Genomic DNA, 16,334 nt, shown 5'->3' on the forward strand with positions numbered 1-16,334 from the left:
TGACGGGGATCAGGCCAGCAGCGAGCGCAGCATCCACGCGGTCTTCTCGTGCGTCTGCATGCGCTGGGTCAGCAGGTCGGCCGACGGCTCGTCGCCGGCTGCGTCGATGACCGGGAACAGCGAGCGCGCGGTGCGCACCACGGCTTCCTGGCCTTCCACGAGCTTGCGGATCATGTCCGTGGCCTCGGGCACACCCTCTTCCTCGGCGATCGACGACAGCTTGGCGAATTCGCGATAGGTGCCCGGTGCCGGGTAGCCCAGCGCGCGGATCCGCTCGGCGATCGAGTCCACAGCCAGCGCCAGTTCGGTGTACTGGGTCTCGAACATCGTATGCAGCGTGTTGAACATGGGACCCGTCACGTTCCAGTGGAAGTTGTGGGTCTTGAGATAGAGGGTGTAGGTGTCGGCCAGCAGCTTGCTCAGGCCTTCCGCGATCTTCTTGCGGTCCTTGTCCGAAATACCGATGTTCACGCTCATCTCATTCTTCTTTGCCATTTTTCTCAGCTCCATTCTTGGTCAGGCCACGAGGATCGACCGCCCGCGCATGGCGGACGAACAGCGGCCATTATCGTATCAGGTTCAAGTCACAAGGACGGACAGCCCGCGAGCCGCGTCCATGAACATGACCATCGCGCCCAGCGCCACGACGGCCATGCCGATTTCCTTGCGGACCACCTTGCGGCGCAGCCGCGCGGTATCGCCTGCCTTGCCCGCCTGCGCGCGCAGTTGCCGGAATTCGCTGACGAACAGCCCGAGCATTGCCATGATGATTCTCCTGAGTCCATGGGGGCTGCCGTCATGTCCGCCTGGCATGCGTGCAACCGATGGACGAAGTGTAGTCATCGGCTATGAATGTGACTATTTGATACTTTTTAACTATGGGATAGTCCGGGACTATGTCCGGGTTGCGAACAGGGTCTTGGTGCAGGGGCCGGACGGCAAAACGGCAGGGTCGCCCCTGCCGTTCTCGTATGTCCGAAGCCTGGCGCGTATCAGGCGGCCACGGCCTCGACGGGTTCCGCGTCGCCGATCTTGCGCACGCCCGGCAGGTCGCAGGCGGCCACGGCATTGGCCAGCGCCTCCATGGCGGGCAGCCGGGTGAAGCTCTTGCGCCAAGCCAGCACCACGCGGCGATCGGGCACCGGATCGGCAAACGGCACGTACGACAGCATGTCGTTGCGCGGCTTCAGGTCCGGCACCGACGTGCGCGGCAGCACCGTGATACCGACGCCGCTGGCCACCATGTGGCGGATGGTTTCGAGCGACGAGCCCTCGAAGGTCTTCTGGATGCCGTCCGCGGCCTGCGAGAACCGCGACAGCTCCGGGCAGACGCCCAGCACGTGGTCGCGGAAGCAGTGGCCGCTGCCCAGCAGCAGCATGGTCTGCTGCTTGAGTTCATCGGGATCGACCATGGCCTGCTCGGCCAGCTTGTGGCCGCGCGGCACGGCTACCACGAACGGCTCGTCGTAGAGCGGCCGGACGGTCAGGCCTGAATCGGGAAACGGCTCGGCCATGATCGCGCAGTCGATTTCGCCCTGCTTGAGCAGCTCGATCAGCTTGTTCGTATAGTTTTCCTGCAGCATCAGCGGCATCTGCGGGACGGTGTCGATCATCTGCTTGACCAGCGCCGGCAGCAGGTACGGCCCGATCGTGTAGATCACGCCCACGCGCAGCGGGCCGGCCAGCGGGTCCTTGCCCTGCTTGGCGATTTCACGAATCGCCATGGTTTGCTCCAGCACGCGCTGGGCCTGGGCGACGATCTGCTCGCCGATGGCGGTCACCGATACCTCCGAGGTGCCGCGCTCGAAAATCTGCACGGTCAGCTCGTCTTCCAGCTTCTTGATGGCGACCGACAGCGTCGGCTGCGATACGAAGCACGCCTCGGCCGCCCGGCCGAAATGGCGCTCGCGCGCTACGGCAACGATGTACTTGAGTTCGGTGAGCGTCATGATTAATCAAATCTGGTTAGGCGATAGATTTTAACTTCGAATCCGCCGTCTGTCAGATCGCAGAAGCAATGTCAGTCTTGCGCCACTTTTTCGGACTGATCAGATAGGGAGCGGGCGCAACCTAGGCCTTCAGGAAGTGCTCGCGCCCGCCCAGCCAGCGCGACAGATGGGCCTCCACGGCCTCGGGGAACTGCGCCAGCATCATTTCGGCGGCCGCCTGCGCATAGTCCACCAGCCACGCGTCGGTCTCCAGATCGGCAAAGCGCAGCATCGCCTCGCCAGACTGCCGGGCACCCAGGAATTCGCCCGGCCCGCGGATCTCCAGGTCGCGGCGGGCGATCTCGAATCCGTCGGTGGTCTCGCGCATCGTCGCCAGCCGTTCACGCGCGTTGGGTGACAGCGGCGCCTGATACATCAGCAGGCAGACCGATTCGGCGCTGCCCCGCCCCACCCGGCCGCGCAACTGGTGCAGCTGCGCCAGCCCGAAGCGCTCGGCATGCTCGATCACCATCAGCGAGGCGTTGGGCACGTCAACGCCCACCTCGATCACAGTCGTCGCCACCAGCACGTGCAGCCGGTTGGCGCTGAAGTCGTCCATCACGGCCGCCTTCTCGGCCGGCGGCAGGCGGCCGTGGACCAGCCCCACGCGCAGGTCCGGCAGCGCGGCCATCAGCGTTTCGTACGTTTCCTGCGCGGTCTGAAGCTGCAGCGCCTCGCTTTCCTCGATCAGCGGGCAGACCCAGTAGACCTGGCGGCCCTCGGCCGCGGCGTGGTGGACGCGCTCGATGACCTCGTCGCGCCGCGCATCGTTGACCAGCCGCGTGACGATTGGCGTGCGGCCCGGCGGCAATTCGTCGATCACGGACACGTCCAGGTCCGCGTAGTAGGTCATGGCCAGCGTGCGCGGAATCGGCGTGGCCGACATCATCAACTGGTGCGGCACCTTCTCGTCGACCGGCCCTGGCGCGCCGGGCTCGCCGGCCTTGCCGCGCAGCGCCAGCCGCTGGGCCACGCCGAAGCGGTGCTGCTCGTCGACCACGGCCAGCCCCAGGTTGGCAAACTTCACGCCGTCCTGGATCAGCGCGTGGGTGCCGATCACGAGCCGCGCCTCGCCCGATTCAGCGCGCGCCACGGCCTCGCGCCGGGCCTTGGCCTTGAGGCTGCCGGCCAGCCAGGCCACGGGCACGCCCAGCGGCTCCAGCCACGCCGACAGCTTGCGAAAGTGCTGCTCGGCCAGGATTTCCGTGGGCGCCATCAGCGCGGCCTGGTAGCCGGCGTCGATGGCCTGGCACGCGGCCAGCGCGGCGACGATGGTCTTGCCGCTGCCCACGTCGCCCTGCAGCAGCCGGTGCATGGGATGGGGACGCGCCATGTCCGCCGCGATCTCCTCCACCACGCGCGCCTGCGCGCCGGTGAGCCGGAACGGCAGCGCCGCCAGGAAGCGCGTCAGCAGGCCATCGTCCCGGCGCAGCATCGACGGGGCATTCTTCTCGCGCCGCGCGGCCTGCGAGCGGCGCAGCGAGATCTGCTGCGCCAGCAGTTCGTCGAACTTGATGCGCACCCAGGCCGGATGCGAGCGATCGGCCAGCGCCGCCTCGCTTTCCTGCGGCGGCGGGTTGTGCAGCAGGCGCAGGCAATCGGGCAGCGGCGCCAGCTTCAGCGATGCCAGCGGGCCGCGCAGCACCGCCTGGGGCAGCGTCTCGGGCATCGGCGTGCGCGACATCGCCCCGCCGATGGCCTTGCGCAGGTACGCCTGCGAGATGCCGGCGGTGGCGGGATAGACCGGGGTCAGGCGGTCGGGCAGCGGCTCGTCGGGGGTCACGGGGCGCACGGTCGGATGGACCATCTCGGCGCCGAAGAACCCGCCGCGCACCTCGCCACGCACGCGCAGCCGCATGCCTTCGGCCATCTGCTTGGTCTGGCTGCCGTAGAAATTCAGGAACCGCAGCGTCAGCTCGCCGGTGTCGTCAGCAATCTTCACCACAAGCTGGCGGCGCGGGCGGAACGTGACCTCGTTCGACACCACCTCGCCCTCGACCTGCGCGGCCAGGCCCATGCCGGCGCGGCGGATGGCCTCGCGGATCGGCTCCAGCGTGGTTTCGTCCTCGTAGCGCAGCGGCAGGTGCAGCACCAGGTCAACCGGGCGCCGCAGGCCCAGCTTGGCCAGCCGGGCCATGGCGGATGACGGCTTGGCCTTGTCCGCCGCCCCGGTGCCCGGCTTGCCGGCCTGTCCTGCGGCGGGCCGGGCCGGCTTGGCGGCGGCGGGCGCGGGGTCGTCTAGGGGGTCGGTGGCGGTGCCTGGCATCAGCGCGGAAATATGAAAGTCACAAGCAGGGCGCGGGCGAAGCCGGCCGCCCAAGCCTTACAATGTCGGATTCGCCGATTGTACCCATGCCGTACCGATCACTGCGGCGGCACCGCGCAAGGACTGCCGCCCAGCCCCCTATTGCCTTCGGTACGGCGCTGCCTTGCCCGCTGAACCCATGCTGACCCTGTCCGATTTCGATTTCCCGCTGCCGCCCGAACTGATCGCGCAGTCCGCCCTGCCCGACCGCAGCGCCAGCCGCCTGCTGGTGGTGGAACGGACAGCGCCCGCCGATACCGCCGACGCCGTGCGGCTGGTGGACCGCGCGTTCAGCGACATCCTGGACTACCTGCGCCCGGAAGACCTGCTCGTCTTCAACGACACGCGCGTGATCAAGGCGCGCTTTTTCGGCCAGAAGCCCAGCGGCGGCCGCGTGGAGGTGCTGGTCGAGCGCGTGGTGGACACCCACACGGTGCTGGCCCAGGTGCGGGCCTCGAAGACGCCCGCCGAAGGCAGCCAGCTCCTGCTGGCTGACGACGCCTTCGCGGTCACGGTGGGGCCGCGCGTCGACCAGTTCTTCACGCTGCACTTTCCCGAGCCGGCGCTGGACCTGATCGAGCGCTACGGCCGGCTGCCGCTGCCGCCGTATATCACGCACGACCCCGACGCCTACGACGAGACGCGCTACCAGACCGTCTACGCGCGCAACCCCGGCGCCGTGGCCGCGCCCACGGCCGGCCTGCATTTCGACGACGCGCTGTTCGCGCGGCTGGACGCCGCCGGCATCCGCCGCGCGTTCCTGACGCTGCACGTGGGCGCCGGCACGTTCCAGCCGGTGCGCACCGAGAACCTGGCCGAGCACAAGATGCATTCGGAGTGGTACAGGATCACCCCCGAACTGGCCGATGCCGTGCGCCAAACCCGCGCGCGCGGCGGCCGGGTCATCGCCGTGGGCACCACGTCGCTGCGCGCGCTGGAATCGGCCGCGGCCCCGGACGGCACGCTGCACGCGGGCCACGGCGACACCGACATCTTCATCACCCCCGGCTACCGCTTCCGCGCGGTGGACGCGCTGATCACCAACTTCCACCTGCCGAAGTCGACGCTGCTGATGCTGGTGTCGGCGCTGGCCGGCGTGGAAGCCATCCGCGCCGCCTACCGCCACGCCGTGGCACAGCGCTACCGCTTCTTCAGCTACGGCGACGCCATGCTGCTGACCCGCCGCGACTGACCGCATCCGAGAACCGAATCATGCTGAACTTCGAACTGCTGACCACCGATGGCAACGCGCGCCGCGGCCGCGTCACGCTGAACCATGGCGTCGTGGAAACGCCAATTTTCATGCCCGTGGGCACCTACGGGTCGGTCAAGGCGATGTCGCCGCTGGAGCTGAACGAGATTGGCGCCCAGATCATCCTGGGCAACACGTTCCACCTGTGGCTGCGCCCCGGCCTGGACGTGGTCGAGACGCACCAGGGCCTGCACAAGTTCGTCGGCTGGGACAAGCCCATCCTGACCGATTCGGGCGGTTTTCAGGTGTTTTCGCTCGGAGAACTGCGCAAGATCACCGAGGAAGGCGTCACGTTCGCGTCGCCGGTGAATGGCGACAAGCTGTTCCTGTCGCCCGAGATCTCGATGCAGATCCAGCGCACGCTGAACTCGGACATCGTCATGCAGTTCGACGAATGCACGCCGTACGAGATCGACGGCCGCCCCGCCACGCACGACGAGGCGGCCCGGTCCATGCGGATGAGCCTGCGCTGGGCCAAGCGCTCGCGCGACGAATTCGACCGGCTGGCCAACCCCAACGCGCTGTTCGGCATCGTCCAGGGCGGCATGTTCGAGGACCTGCGCGACGAGTCGCTGGCCGGGCTGTCGGAGCTGGACTTCCATGGCTACGCCATCGGCGGGCTGTCGGTCGGCGAACCCAAGGCCGACATGATGCGGGTGCTGGAGCACGTGGGCCCGCGCCTGCCGGCCCACAAGCCGCACTACCTGATGGGCGTGGGAACGCCGGAAGACCTGGTGGCCGGCGTGGCGCACGGCGTGGACATGTTCGACTGCGTGATGCCCACACGCAACGCGCGCAACGGCTGGCTGTTCACCCGCTTTGGCGACGTGAAGATCCGCAACGCCGCGCACCGCAACGATCCGCGCCCGCTGGACGAGCAGTGCGGCTGCTACACCTGCCGCAACTTCTCGCGCGCCTACCTGCACCACCTGCACCGGGTGGGCGAAATCCTGGGCGCGCGGCTGAACACCATCCACAACCTCTATTACTACCTGGAATTGATGCGCGAAATGCGCACCGCCATCGAGGAACATCGCTTCGAGGCGTTCCGCCGCCGGTTTGCCGAAGACCGGGCGCGCGGCACCAGATGACATTGTTTTAAGGATCAGACAGGCAGCGCGAACTTTTGGCCCGCAGCCTGTCGAATCACTGCCCGCGCCGGGGTTGCGCGGGGCGCTTCTGCTTCGTCTGCAAAGTACTTGCAAAGCACCCGAACAAACCCGTAATTCGCCCTAGAATGCCAAGGCGGGACAACAAGCGGGTGATAGAATGCCCGATTCCCTGATTGACCTTTGTGACGGAGAAGTAACGTGCTGATTTCGAACGCTTTTGCGCAGACCGCCGGTGCCGGCGGCGCGGCCGGTGGCCTCATGAGCTTCCTGCCGATCATCCTGATGTTCGCGGTGCTGTGGTTCATCATGATCCGCCCGCAGATGAAGCGCCAGAAGGAAGCGAAGGCAATGCTGGAAGCGCTGGCCAAGAACGACGAAGTCGTCACCGCCGGCGGCATCCTGGGTCGTGTCACGAAGGTCAACGAGAATTACGTGACGCTGGAAGTGGCCGAAGGCATGGAAATCACCGTGCAGAAGAACGCCGTGACCAACGTACTGCCCAAGGGCTCGCTGAAGTCGCTCTGATCGGACGGTCTCCTCCTCCTGATCCGGCACACGTCGAGTGGCGCCCCGTCGCTACGCCGACCCTGCCCTGCGCAGCCGCCTGAACCAGCCCGGCGGGTCCTCCCGGACCCGTGTCGGGGCTGCCAGGCGGCTGTTTGCCAACCGGTCCGCCGAACCGGCGCGCGTTTTGCGCGGCTTGTCGGCATGCCAACCGCAATGACTGGCCAAAGATGAATCGCTATCCGCTTTGGAAATACATCGTGATCCTGGTGGCCCTGGCCATCGGCATCATCTACACCCTGCCGAATTTCTTCGGCGAGGCCCCTGCTGTCCAGGTATCGTCCGCCAAGGCGACGGTCAAGGTGGACCTCTCCATGCAGAAGCAGGTGGAGGACATCCTGGCCCAGCACCAGCTGCAGCCCGACGGCGTGTTCTTTGACGTCGCCGGCCAGTCGGGCTCGGTCAAGGCCCGCTTCCGCACCACGGACGAGCAGTTGAAGGCCAAGGACGCGCTGACCCGCGCGCTGAACCCCGACGCCAACGACCCGACCTACGTGGTGGCGCTGAACCTGCTGTCGGGCTCGCCCCGGTGGCTGACGTCGCTGCACGCGCTGCCGATGTACCTGGGCCTGGACCTGCGCGGTGGCGTGCACTTCCTGCTCCAGGTGGACATGAAGGGCGCCGTCGACAAGAAGCTGGACAGCCTGTCCGGCGACACGCGCACGCTGCTGCGCGACAAGAACGTGCGCCACGGCGGCATCGACCGCGACGGCGACCGCCTGACCGTGCGCTTCAGCAACGCCGACGACGCCAACCGCGCGCGCGGCATCCTGGCCGACAACCTGCGCGAGCTGGCGTTCTCGATCGACGGCAACAACGTCGTGGGCGTGTTCACCGAAGCGGCCCGCAAGGCCGTGCAGGACGCGGCGGTCAAGCAGAACATCACCACGCTGCACAACCGCGTGAACGAGCTGGGCGTGGCCGAGCCCGTGATCCAGCAGCAGGGCGCCGACCGCATCGTCGTGCAGCTGCCGGGCGTGCAGGACACCGCCAAGGCCAAGGACATCATCGGCCGCACCGCCACGCTGGAAGCGCGCCTGGCCGATCCGGACGCGCCGCGCAACCCGCGTCCGGGCGATCCGGTGCCGTTTGGCGACGAACTGTTCACCCAGGGCAATGGCGCGCCGGTGATCCTGCGCAAGCAGGTGATCTTCACGGGCGACCGCATCGAGAGCGCGTCGGCCGGCTTCGACCAGAACCAGCGTCCGTCCGTCAACATCAAGCTCGACGCCCAGGGCGGCCGCGTGCTGCGCGACGTGTCGCGCGAGAACATCGGCAAGCCGATGGGCATCGTCCTGTTCGAAAAGGGCAAGGGCGAAGTGCTGACCGTGGCGACGATCCAGTCCGAACTCGGCTCCAGCTTCCAGATCACCGGCTCGTACTCGACCGAGGCCGCGAACGACCTGGCGCTGCTGCTGCGCGCCGGCTCGCTGGCCGCCCCGATGGAGATCATCGAGGAACGGACCATCGGCCCGTCGCTGGGCGCCGACAACATCAGGAAGGGTTTTGACTCGGTGGCCTACGGCTTTGCCGCCATCGCCGTCTTCATGGTGCTGTACTACATGCTGTTCGGCCTGTTCTCGGTGGCCGCGCTGGGCATCAACCTGCTGCTGCTGATTGCGGTGCTGTCGATGCTGCAGGCCACGCTGACGCTGCCCGGCATCGCGGCCATCGCGCTGGTACTGGGCATGGCCATCGACGCCAACGTGCTGATCAACGAGCGGATCCGCGAGGAACTGCGCGCGGGCGCGTCGCCGCAGATGGCCATCGCCATCGGCTTCGACCGCGCCTGGGCCACCATCCTGGACTCCAACGTGACCACGCTGATCGCCGGCCTGGCGCTGCTGGCCTTCGGCTCGGGCCCGGTGCGCGGCTTTGCCGTGGTGCACTGCCTGGGCATTCTGACGTCGATGTTCTCGGCGGTGTTCTTCAACCGCGGCCTGGTCAACCTCTGGTACGGCCGCAAGAAGAAGCTCCAGAGCCTGGCCATCGGCCAGATCTGGAAGCCGGACGCCGACGCGCCGGTGGCCAAGTAAGCCAGGACACATCAGGACAACATCATGGAATTCTTCCGCATCAAGCGCGACATTCCGTTCATGAAGCACGCGTTGATCTTCAACGTGGTCTCCTTCCTGACGTTTGCCGCCGCTGTCTTCTTCCTCTGGCAAAAGGGCCTGCACCTGTCGATCGAATTCACCGGCGGCACGGTGATGGAGGTCAACTACCAGCAGGCCGCCGACCTGGAGAAAATCCGGGGCCAGGTGGGCAAGCTGGGCTACACCGACGTACAGGTGCAGAACTTTGGCACCTCGCGCGACGTGATGATCCGCCTGCCGCTGCAGAAGGGCCCGGACGGCAAGCCCGTCACGTCGGCCCAGCAGAGCGAACAGGTGATGGGCGCGCTGACCGCCGCCGCACCCGACGTGAAGCTGCAGCGCGTGGAGTTCGTCGGCCCGCAGGTCGGCAAGGAACTGGCCACCGACGGCCTGCTGGCGCTGCTGTGCGTGGTGGCCGGCATCGTGATCTACCTGTCGTTCCGCTTCGAGTGGAAATTTGCAGTGGCCGGCATCATCGCCAACCTGCACGACGTGGTGATCATCCTGGGCTTCTTCGCGTTCTTCCAGTGGGAGTTCTCGCTGTCGGTGCTGGCGGCCATCCTGGCCGTGCTGGGCTACTCGGTGAACGAGTCGGTGGTGATCTTCGACCGGATCCGCGAGGCCTTCCGCAAGTACCGCAAGATGAGCACGCGCGAGGTGATCGACCACGCCATCACCAGCACGATGTCGCGCACGATCATCACCCACGGCTCGACCGAAATGATGGTGCTGTCGATGTTCTTCTTCGGTGGCCCGACGCTGCACTACTTCGCGCTGGCGCTGACGGTCGGTATCCTGTTCGGCATCTACTCGTCGGTGTTCGTGGCCGCAGCGCTGGCCATGTGGCTCGGCGTGAAGCGCGAGGACCTGGTCAAGGGCGAAAAGAAGGCCGACGTGACGGACCGCAACGACCCGAACTACGGGGCACAAGCCTGACGGGCTCCGTCGCGCGGCATGAAAAAAGGCACCTGCGGGTGCCTTTTTCTTTGGGTGCCGCGCCCTTGGCATCAGTTCCTGAACCTGATGGCCAAGGTGAGCAAGCGGGACTTCAACACTGCAAAAACAGCCGGACCGCCCTACGCCTCCGTCAACTCCTCGATCCACACCGCCAGCCGGTCGGCCGAGAACGATTCGGTACGGGGGGTGGTGCGGGCCGAGATGGCGTCGCCTTCGCGTACGAGTTGCAGGGCGCCGCCCGCTTCTTCCAGCCACAGCAAGGCGGCCAGCCAGCCGGCGTGCTCGGGCGATACCTCTTCGGCTACCGGCCGGGAGACGAACTCGTTGAGCGTGGCGGGCGAGGTCCAGGTAACCACGTCGCCGTCGCGGCGCACGCTGGCGCCCAGCGATTCCGCCAGCACGGCGGCCACGTCGCCCGCGCCGCGGTTAGCGGTGCGCAGGGCGGTCAGCTTGTTGCTGACGGCGTGGCCGAACGATCCGCTGCGCTTGCTTTCGGCGCCTACCAGGTCGGCGTAGTCCAGGCGCTGCCAGTCCGGCTCGGCGTTCCTGGCGCCGGCCAGCGACGTGCCGGACAGGTAGGTTTCCACCGGCTGGAAGCGGCCCGGGCCGATCAGGCTGGCGCACAGCGCGTGGATCATGCCGACCCGCGTGGCGACCGTCTGCTTCTGCAGCACCATCAGCTTCTCGCGCACCAGCTGGTCACGTTCCTTGCGCAGTCCGGACAGTTCCAGCGCCTGCTTCAGCTCCATGCGCAGCGCGGTGATGTCCCACGGCTTCTTGATATAGCGATGGATCTGGCCCTGGTTCACGGCCTCGACGGTCTGGTCCAGTTCCGAATAGGCCGTGGTCAGGATCCGCACGATATGCGGATAGCGCTCGCGCGCGTAGCGCAGCAGTTCGTTGCCGTACTCGCCGGGCATGCGCTGGTCGGACACCAGCACGGCCAGGCTGTCGGCGTGGGCGTCGAGCAGCGTCTTGCCCTCCTCCACGGACTGGCCGGTCACCACCGGCGCAAGCTGGCCGATGGCCCGCTGGAAATACTTGACCGCAGTCGCTTCGTCGTCGACGAACAGAATCGCCGGGGGTGCCTGCGTAGTATTCGGTTCGCTCATCGATCACTCCTGTGCATACGATTCTTGAAATTGGGGAAATCGAGGGTAACGGTCGTGCCGGCGCCCGAGGCCGACGCAATCCGGATGCCGCCACCGAAGGACTGCATCACCCGGTTGCAGAAAATCATGCCCATGCCACTGCCGCCCGCCGACGCATGCGTGGTCACCGGATCCACCAGCAGCCGGCCCATGACCTCGGGCGGGATGCCGGGCCCGTTGTCGGCGATGCGGATCTCGGGCCGGTCGCCAGCCACCACCACAAAACGTAGCGAGGGGGCACTCACATCGGCCAGAGCGCGCAGCGCATTGCTCATGACCGACGACAGCACCAGCGCCACGCAGTTCGGCAGCGTGGGCACGGGGAAGTCGCCCTCCATCTCCACGTGCACCCAGCTACGCTGGTTATCGGCAAAAGGATAGGTATCCAGCAGGGATGCGACGAGCGCCCCCGCGCTGACCTCCTGTCCGACACCGCGCGCCGGCACCGCCCCGCCGGCGCTGCTGCGCACCGACTGCAGGAACGACGACAGCACCGCCAGGCAATACTGGGCGTTGTCATGCATGGCACTGGCCGCCCGCCCGATCTCGGCCTGCCGCGCCTCGCTGTACTCGCCGCCCACGCGCGACTCGATGCCGAGCGCGAAATTGGCGATCGCCGCGAGCGGCGTGTTCAGTTCATGCGCCAGGAACGCCAGCGTCTCGTCGATGGCCATCAGCCGCTGCTGGCGCACCGCGCGTTCGCGGTAGCGCTCGCCGGCCAGGCGCAGGATGTCCCGCACGTCGGCCACGCCGATGGGCTTTTCGAGTATCCGGAACACCTCGCCGGTATTCACGGTCTCCAGCAGCATGTCCTTGTCGGCATAGGCCGTGACCAGGATGCGCACGATCTGGGGGAATTCCTGCGCCACCTGCCGCAGCAGGTCGCCGCCGTCGCGGCCGGGCATGCGGAAATCGGTCACCAGCACCGAGATGCGCGCGTGGTGCGCGCGCAGGATGCCGACGGCCTCGTCGGCGCCGGTGGCCGACAACACCTCGTACTCGCTACCGACCGCGCGCGCGAAATACTTGCAGGCCATCTCCTCGTCGTCGACGTAGAGAATGGTGGGCCGCGTCTGCGTGGTGTCCATCGTCACTGCCTTACTCCGCCCGCGGGAGGTCGAAACTGAAGGCGGCCCACTGGCCGACCTCGCTTTCGGCGAATAGCACCCCGCCGTGGCGCTCGATCACCGCATAGCTGATCGACAGCCCCAGGCCCAGCCCCTGCCCCACTTCCCGCGTCGTGAAGAACGGCTCGAATACGCGTGCCAGGTGCTCGGGCGCGATGCCCGGGCCGTTGTCCTTGACCGTCACGTGCAGGCGCTTTTCCTGCCAGCGCACCGTGGTATGGATGGCCGGCTCCTTGGTGCCGGCCTTGCGCATCGCCAGCGCGGCGTTCGAGAACAGGTTGATCAGCACGCCGATAATGGCGGCTTCGTCGCCCATCACCAGCGTGTCGTCGGGCATCTCGCGCGTCATCTTGACGCCGCGCAACTCGTGCGCGGTCAGGCGCTGCGACGAATCCAGCGCCTTCTCGAACAGGAACGGCGTGCCTTCCACCTCGGCCCCGGGCTTGCGGTAGGCAAAGGTCTTCAGGTCGGACACGATATGCTGGATGCGCTGCATGCCCTGCTTGGCATCGACCAGGCACTCTTCCAGCATCGGCTCGGACTTGGCCGCCGGCTCCTCCATGGCCACCTCGATGGCCATCAGGCAGAAGTTCACGGGGTTGTTCACCTCGTGCAGCAGGCCGGCCGCCAGCGTACCGATGGCCGCCATCTTTTCCTGCTGGAGCATCTGGCCCTTGATGTCGACGAGCTTGCGGTTGATGACCTCCAGCTCGGTATTCTTGTCCGCCACCTCGGCCTTGAGCCGGAACAGCATGAAGCGCGCCCGTTCGTTGAAGAACGTGTACACACCGCTGGCCGCCGCCGCGAACAGCAGGAACAGCGAGTTGACGATGAACGTGCCCATCGGCTCGATGCCGCCGGGGTGCAGCAGGCAGGCCGCGGCGTAGAGCACGTACGACAGGATGCCGAACACCAGGTTCTGCCATAGCCCGAACGGCAGCGCGATGCCCGACGCGAAGATCGCCAGGTTCAGGCCGACGTAGTACGGCGATTCCACCCCTTCGGTGCGCGAGATCATCCAGGCGATCATGATCTGCGGCAGCAGCAGCCACGTCATGGTCAGCCACGGCGCAAAGCGGCGGCCGGCCTGGCTGTACAGCGCCACCACCACGCCGGCGATCAGCAGCGACACCAGCACGCGGGCGATGGCGAACGGCACCTGCAGGTGCGGGTACTGGCCGTAGTCGAGCCCCACGCCCAGCATCACCAGCGCGATGGCCGTGTACGCCCCGCCCCGGCTGAACGCCAGGCGGAAGTCGGCCAGTTCGGACTGGTAGCCGGCGTAGAGCTGGTTCGAGCTGACGGGCCTGGCCGCCGGCGCCGCCTCTTCGGCGTCCGCCACGTCGGCCACGTCAGCTGACAGTGGCTTCGGCGAAGACATTGACGCCGGTTTCATCGACATAAAGTCGGTGGGCATGCGAGTTCTCCGGCAAGACCGAGGTCATCCCTGCCTCGTCTCGGTAGATCAGATACCACTCCAGCAGGTGTTCCATCCCGAACTTCTCGGGGTTGTCGGAGTGGACGTTGGTGACCAGCAACTGGCCGCCCGGCCGCGAGCGCGACGCAAAATACTGCAGCAGCCGCGCGCAGACCTTGTCTGACAGGTAGTCGAACAGCCCGGCGCAGTAGACGGCGTCGAATTCGCGCAGGCTCGGGTCGTCCATCGCAATGCGGCGCTTGAGCAGGTCGTGCACGGACTGGTGCACCATCTCCACCGACACCTTGCGGCCGGCGCCCGCCGCCGAGCGCTCCACGGAGGCGCGGGTGTATTCCAGCGTTTCCTCGCTGAAGTCGATCAGCTGGAACGATAGCAGCTCGGGATTCGGGTATTCACGGACAAAGCGCTGGATCTCGAACGCCGGGCCGCAGCCCACGTTGAGCACCCGGAACGGCCGACCCTCGGCCCGCGCGCGTTCGGCCTGCCGGGTCAGGAAGTCGACCAGCAGGTCGATCCGGTTGCGGTGGGCCGTGGCCACCGCCGCCTTCAGGAAGGCGGTATTGACGATCTGGAAGTAGGTGGTGGGACCCTGCTGCGGATCGCTCAGGATCTGGTTCACCATCTCGTAGTCGCCCGCGTAGCCAAGCGGCTTGGTGAACGTGCGGTAGACGAACGGCGCGCGCAGCAGCAGCGGGTGCAGCGCCGCCTGGGCGTAGGTACGGTGCACGGGCGCCAGTTCCTGGTCCACCCGCTTGGCCTCGTCCTCCAGCCAGTCGAGGTAAGTCTTCACCTTGCCCATCAGCGGCGTGGCCAGTTCGTAGAACACGTCCTCGCGCAGCCGGCCTTCCTTCTTGGGCAGCGATTCGGTCAGGTCCACCTGTTCCACCCAGCGCGAGACTTCGGACAGGAACGCCCGCATCTCGTTGACCACGATCTGGTAGTCGCGCCGGATGTTGAAGCGGGTGTCCCAGTCCTGGACGAACAGCTCGGCCTCACGCGCGACCGATTTCGGTGCATCGTTGACGTCTGTCAGTTCGCGCCACTCGTCGATCAGTGTCAGCGACACCACCGCGGTCAGGCCGGTGTTCACCAGGCTCATGACCACGGCCTTGCCCAGGTAGGCGTTCTTCGCGCCCATCCGCACGCTCAGCTCGCTCAATACTTCGCTGACCTGGACAATCGAGTAGGGATTGTAGATTTCCATCACCAGCGACTTGCGCTGGAGATTGATGATCGTGCCCCGCACCTGCTCGCCCTGCGAGTTGCGGAAGCTAACTACCGGATCGATTTGCGTTTTGGAGTACACGGTATCGCGCCAGGGAAATCCGAGAAACGCTGCGGGACACGGCGCCAGCAGGCGTCGGCCGGGTACAGCTCAAGGCAAGGGTCTTGCGGCGAAACTACCTGTCAGGGAATGCAGCCAATGCTCATATCGATGCGCGTGACCAGTTGCGGGGCGCGCGCCGCCAGGGGTGTTTCGGGGACGGAGCGACGCCGCCCCAGAGGGTGGGACTGCGGCGACCCATTGTACTGTGGCAATTCTTCACCGCACAACAGTGCACCTGCTGCATGAAGTGGGGTATGCAAAGCGCAAAAAAAATGAGCCAACAGGATAGTTGGCTCATTTTTCTACTTTGTATTGGAGAAATAACATTTCTCCATGACGGCATCCGCCGGCGGCGGATGCGTCGCGGCATGATCAATCGGCCTTGACCGCTTCCACCTGAATGGCCAGGCTCACGTCCTGCTTGAAGCCGTACTTCACGCCGTAGTCGATGCCGAAGTCGGCGCGGTTGAAGTGGGCCACGGCGTCGGCGCCGCAGGCTTCACGCTTGAGCATCGGGTGCTGCATGCACTTGAATTCCTTGATCTCCAGCTTCACCGGCTTCGACACGCCCTTCAGCGTCAGCACGCCGTCCACTTCGGTCGGCACGTCGCCCTTGAACTTCGAGAACTTGCCCTTGTACGTGGCATCCGGGAATGCCTGCACGTCGAACATTTCCGGGCCCTTGGCGTGCTCGTTGAGCTTGCCGTTGCCGAAGTCGATCGACGCGGCGTCGATCTTGATGTCGACCGTGCCGGCCTTGCCAGCGCGGTCCAGCGTCACCACGCCGCTGGACTTGTCGAACTTGCCGCGCCACTTGGACAGGCCGCCCATGTGGTCGGCCTCGAAGCTCGGGTACGTGTGGGTCGGGTCGATGTTGTACGTCGTGGCGGTCGCCATGGCGGCGCCGGCGGCGAACGTGGCGGAGGCAGCCGCGGCGGCGGCGATCAGGGTGCGCATCTTCATGTTGAGTCTCCCGTCAAAAAGTTGGAGAGGAAGGTCAGGAATAACGGCCAAGGA

The 16,334-nt window shown here is 66.4% G+C and carries 14 protein-coding genes; 5 read left to right on the top strand and 9 right to left on the bottom strand.

Annotated features, from left to right (window positions below; translation table 11 throughout):
- Positions 1 to 9: 9 nt before the first annotated feature.
- The 4 genes from QTN24_RS03380 to recG form a co-directional block, all read right to left on the bottom strand.
- Entirely contained in the window at positions 10 to 495 is a 486-nt protein-coding gene (locus QTN24_RS03380; protein ID WP_124683314.1) for a Dps family protein, read from the bottom strand.
- Positions 496 to 579: 84 nt separating this feature from the next.
- Entirely contained in the window at positions 580 to 765 is a 186-nt protein-coding gene (locus tag QTN24_RS03385; protein ID WP_124683313.1) for a hypothetical protein, read from the bottom strand.
- A gap of 227 nt (positions 766 to 992) precedes the next feature.
- Positions 993 to 1,949, bottom strand: a complete 957-nt coding sequence (locus tag QTN24_RS03390; RefSeq protein WP_313835298.1) for a LysR substrate-binding domain-containing protein — start codon at positions 1,947 to 1,949, stop codon at positions 993 to 995.
- 121 nt (positions 1,950 to 2,070) lie between these two features.
- The gene (gene recG / locus QTN24_RS03395) at positions 2,071 to 4,254 is read right to left on the bottom strand and encodes an ATP-dependent DNA helicase RecG (RefSeq protein WP_313835299.1); all 2,184 of its coding nucleotides are present in this window, start codon (positions 4,252 to 4,254) and stop codon (positions 2,071 to 2,073) included.
- A 178-nt stretch (positions 4,255 to 4,432) separates the two neighbouring features.
- On the opposite strand from recG, the gene queA reads away from it, so the two are divergent.
- The 5 genes from queA to secF all read left to right on the top strand — a co-directional run bounded on the left by queA (position 4,433) and on the right by secF (position 10,253).
- The gene (queA, locus tag QTN24_RS03400) at positions 4,433 to 5,485 is read left to right on the top strand and encodes a tRNA preQ1(34) S-adenosylmethionine ribosyltransferase-isomerase QueA (RefSeq protein ID WP_313835300.1); all 1,053 of its coding nucleotides are present in this window, start codon (positions 4,433 to 4,435) and stop codon (positions 5,483 to 5,485) included.
- A 20-nt stretch (positions 5,486 to 5,505) separates the two neighbouring features.
- Positions 5,506 to 6,636: a tRNA guanosine(34) transglycosylase Tgt gene (gene tgt, locus QTN24_RS03405; protein WP_313835301.1), complete on the top strand. Its 1,131-nt coding sequence runs from the start codon at positions 5,506 to 5,508 to the stop codon at positions 6,634 to 6,636.
- Positions 6,637 to 6,855: 219 nt separating this feature from the next.
- Positions 6,856 to 7,182, top strand: coding sequence for a preprotein translocase subunit YajC (gene yajC / locus QTN24_RS03410; RefSeq protein ID WP_124683308.1), 327 nt, complete (start codon positions 6,856 to 6,858; stop codon positions 7,180 to 7,182).
- 209 nt (positions 7,183 to 7,391) lie between these two features.
- A complete protein-coding gene (secD, locus tag QTN24_RS03415) occupies positions 7,392 to 9,257 on the top strand; it encodes a protein translocase subunit SecD (protein ID WP_124683307.1) in 1,866 nt (621 codons plus the stop codon).
- A gap of 24 nt (positions 9,258 to 9,281) precedes the next feature.
- A complete protein-coding gene (gene secF, locus QTN24_RS03420) occupies positions 9,282 to 10,253 on the top strand; it encodes a protein translocase subunit SecF (protein WP_313835302.1) in 972 nt (323 codons plus the stop codon).
- Between the two features lie 140 nt (positions 10,254 to 10,393).
- Here the strand turns inward: secF and QTN24_RS03425 are convergent, their stop codons facing one another.
- The 5 genes from QTN24_RS03425 to QTN24_RS03445 form a co-directional block, all read right to left on the bottom strand.
- On the bottom strand, positions 10,394 to 11,386 hold the full coding sequence (locus QTN24_RS03425) for a response regulator (RefSeq protein WP_313835303.1): 993 nt from the start codon (positions 11,384 to 11,386) through the stop codon (positions 10,394 to 10,396).
- The gene (locus QTN24_RS03430; RefSeq protein ID WP_313835394.1) at positions 11,383 to 12,513 is read right to left on the bottom strand and encodes a hybrid sensor histidine kinase/response regulator; all 1,131 of its coding nucleotides are present in this window, start codon (positions 12,511 to 12,513) and stop codon (positions 11,383 to 11,385) included. Before QTN24_RS03430 ends, QTN24_RS03425 begins: the two co-directional genes overlap by 4 nt.
- A 10-nt stretch (positions 12,514 to 12,523) precedes the next feature.
- Complete coding sequence (locus QTN24_RS03435; protein ID WP_253700000.1) at positions 12,524 to 13,933, bottom strand: sensor histidine kinase; 1,410 nt, start codon at positions 13,931 to 13,933, stop codon at positions 12,524 to 12,526.
- On the bottom strand, positions 13,905 to 15,296 hold the full coding sequence (locus QTN24_RS03440; protein ID WP_124683303.1) for a class I SAM-dependent methyltransferase: 1,392 nt from the start codon (positions 15,294 to 15,296) through the stop codon (positions 13,905 to 13,907). Before QTN24_RS03440 ends, QTN24_RS03435 begins: the two co-directional genes overlap by 29 nt.
- Before the next feature lie 393 nt (positions 15,297 to 15,689).
- Positions 15,690 to 16,280, bottom strand: coding sequence for a YceI family protein (locus QTN24_RS03445; protein ID WP_124683302.1), 591 nt, complete (start codon positions 16,278 to 16,280; stop codon positions 15,690 to 15,692).
- Between the last annotated feature and the right edge of the window lie 54 nt (positions 16,281 to 16,334).

Source organism: Cupriavidus sp. SZY C1, assembly GCF_032190535.1.
In the GTDB taxonomy this organism is placed as follows: Bacteria; Pseudomonadota; Gammaproteobacteria; order Burkholderiales; family Burkholderiaceae; genus Cupriavidus; species Cupriavidus pauculus_C.